General features: G+C 76.8%; 1 protein-coding gene. It reads left to right on the plus strand.

Features of this window, described 5'->3' with window-relative positions; translation table 11 throughout:
- The coding region (locus ACFWIC_RS40950) for a condensation domain-containing protein (RefSeq protein WP_380522281.1) at window positions 1–2,393 on the plus strand (2,393 nt) is incomplete at both ends.

A 2,393-nucleotide genomic window follows, 5' to 3' on the forward strand; every position in this document is an offset into this window, starting at 1 on the left:
GTGACGAACGTGTACGGGCCGACGGAGGTGACGGTGTGGGCGACGGCGGCGGAGCTGGCGGCCGACCACCGGGGCGTCCCCGCCATCGGCGTGCCCTTCCCGCAGGTCCGCGCACTGGTCCTCGACAGTGCCCTCCAGCCGGTGCCGACCGGTGTGCCCGGCGAGCTGTACCTCGCGGGTGAGCAGCTGGCCCGCGGCTACCTCGGGCGGCCCGGCCTCACCGCGGGCCGCTTCGTGGCGGACCCGTACGGCCCGGCCGGCGGGCGGATGTACCGCACCGGTGACCTGGTGCGGCGCCGTGCCGACGGGCAGCTGGACTTCCTGGGCCGGGTGGACGACCAGGTGAAGCTGCGCGGCTTCCGGATCGAACTCGGCGAGGTGGAGGCCGCGTTGGCCGCCCTGCCGGGCGTCGGCCGGGCCGTCGTCCTGGTCCGCGAGGACGTGCCCGGGCAACAGCAGCTGGTCGGCTACGTCACGGGCACCGGCGGTACGGACGCAACCGCGGACGGCACCGGCGCCGAGGCGGAGCCGCCCGCCCCCGAGGAGCTGCGCCGGGGTGTGGCGGCGGTGCTGCCCGAGTACATGGTCCCGTCGGTGGTCGTGGTGCTTGAGGTGCTGCCGCTGACGGCCAACGGCAAGACCGACCGCCGGGCACTGCCCGCCCCGGACCGGGCCGTCACGGCCGGTCGGCTGCCGGCCACCCCGGCCGAGGCCGTGATCTGCGGCATCCTCGCCGAGGTGCTCGGCCTGACCGCCGTGGGTGCGGACGACGACTTCTTCGCGCTCGGGGGCCACTCGCTGCTCGCCGCGCGCGCCGCCGGCCGGATCCGGCGGCGGTTGGGCGTCGACGCGGCCATCCGGGACGTCTTCGAGGCGCCCACCCCGGCCGCGCTCGCCGCCCGCCTGGCGGGCCGGACCGCCGTCGAGCGCCCCGCGCTGACGGCCGGACCGCGCCCCGAGCCGCTCCCGCTCTCCGCGGCGCAGCGCGGCCTCTGGTTCCAGTACCAGGTCGAGGGCCCGAGCGCGACCTACACCATCCCCTTCGTCGCCCGGATCGACGGGACCCCCGACGTGGCCGCGCTCGCGGCGGCGCTGGCCGACCTGACGGCCCGGCACGAGAGCCTGCGCACCGTCGTCGGCGAGCGGGACGGGGAGCCGTACCAGCGGGTGCTGACCCCGGCCGAGGCGGCCGAGGCCGTGCCGCTGACCGTCCGCGACGTCCCGGCCGACCAGGTCGACCGGGAGATCGCCGCCGCGCTCGCGCACCGTTTCGACCCGACCGCCGAACCGCCGCTGCGGGCCACCCTGCTGAGGGATCCCACCGGTGCCGCGACGCTCGTCGTCGCCCTGCACCACATCGCCGGCGACGAGGCCTCCCGGGGGCCGCTGATCGCCGACCTCCAGGCCGGCTACCTCGCGCGGCTGGCGGGCCGGGCCCCGGAGTTCGCCGAACTTCCGGTTCAGTACGCGGACTTCGCGCTCTGGCAGGCGAGTCTGGACCAGGCGGCGCCGTTGGCCCACTGGCGGCGGGCGCTGGCGGGGCTGCCGGAGGAGATCCCGCTGCCCGCCGACCGCCCCCGGCCGGCCGTTCCGAGCGGGCGGGGCGGCCTGGTCGCGCGGCGACTGCCCGGACCGCTGGCCACGGCCGTCCGCCGGCTGGCCCGGGAGAGCGGCACCAGTGTCTTCATGGTGGCGCACGCGGCGGTGGCGGCGTTGCTGCACCGGCTCGGCGGTGGTGACGACGTCCCGTTGGGCACGCCGGTCGCCGGGCGCGGCGGGGAGGCCGCGCTGGACGGGCTGGTGGGCTTCTTCGTCAACACGGTGGTGCTCCGCGCCGACCTGTCGGGCGGTCCGACCTTCGCCGAGCTGCTCGACCGGGTCCGGGCCGCGGACCTCGCCGCCCTCGACCACGCCGACGTGCCGTTCGGCCGGGTCGTCGAGGTCGTCAACCCGCCGCGCGCGCTCGGCCGCCACCCGCTCTTCCAGACCCTGGTGTCGCACAACACCGTCACCCTGGACACGTCGGTGATGTTCGGCCACCCGGCCCGGATGGAGCAGGTCGACCCGGGCACGGCCCGCTTCGACCTGGAGTTCACCTTCGCCGACACCGTGCACGGGGACGATCTCGACCTGCGCCTGTTCTACTCGGCCGACCTGTTCGACCGGCCGACCGCCGAGGCCCTGTCCGGCCGGCTGCTGCGGCTGCTGGAGCAGGCGGTGGCCGATCCCGCCGCGCGCGTCGACGACCTGGAGCTGCTGGATCCCGCCGAACTGGCCGGGCTGCTCGCCCCCGGCGAGGCGGTGGGTGTGGTTCCGGTGGTGGGTTCGGTGGTGGAGCGGTTCGAGGGGTGGGTGCGGGAGGCGCCGGGTGCGGTGGCGTTGGTGGTGGGTGA

The organism is Kitasatospora sp. NPDC127035, assembly GCF_042726075.1.
In the GTDB taxonomy this organism is placed as follows: Bacteria; Actinomycetota; Actinomycetes; order Streptomycetales; family Streptomycetaceae; genus Kitasatospora.